This is a genomic window from Mesorhizobium album (assembly GCF_033977205.1).
In the GTDB taxonomy this organism is placed as follows: Bacteria; Pseudomonadota; Alphaproteobacteria; order Rhizobiales; family Rhizobiaceae; genus Mesorhizobium; species Mesorhizobium album.
Window position 1 is genome coordinate 1 of record NZ_JAVIIW010000162.1, and the last position, 603, is coordinate 603.

Sequence of the window (603 nt, forward strand, 5' to 3'; positions counted from 1 at the left end):
CATTCGTTTGCCACCGTGAGCGAAACTCTACCATGAGGAACCGGATGCGGGAAAACTGCACGTCCGGGTCTGCGAGGGGTGGGGGCAGTAACGCCCCCACCTACTCGGCAGTCGAGGCGGCGCGCCCTGGCCAACAGGCGGGTGAAGGCGGCTGGCTCGGTCAGGCCGGCAGTGTCGCCGAAGAACTTGAGGCTGTGCGCGTCGAAGGCGGCTCGTAGTTCCTCCAGGAAGCGGCGGCGAAACAGGCGCGACAGGACGCGCACCGGAAGGAAGAACCCTGGCCGACAGGAGACCCAGCGCGAGCCGTCGGGCGAGACGCCACCGCCCGGCACGATGCAATGCAGGTGCGGATGGTAGGTGAGAGTCTGGCCCCAGCTGTGCAGCACTGCGATGAGGCCGATCTCTGCACCGAGATGCCTGGAATCCGCGGTGATCGTGCGCAGCGTCTCGGCCGCAGTCCTGAACAGGATGGCGTAAACCGCCGCCTTGTTCTGGAAGGCGATTGCGGCGACCTCGACCGGCAGCGTGAACACCACGTGGAAGTAGGGCACCGGCAGAAGCTCGTCCTGCCGCGCGGCGAGCCAGTCCCGGCAGGCCTGGCCC

General features: G+C 67.3%; 1 protein-coding gene. It reads right to left on the reverse strand.

Annotated features, from left to right (window positions below):
* A partial coding sequence (locus RFN28_RS34725; protein ID WP_320291615.1) for an IS91 family transposase occupies positions 1-603 on the reverse strand: 603 nt, incomplete at both ends.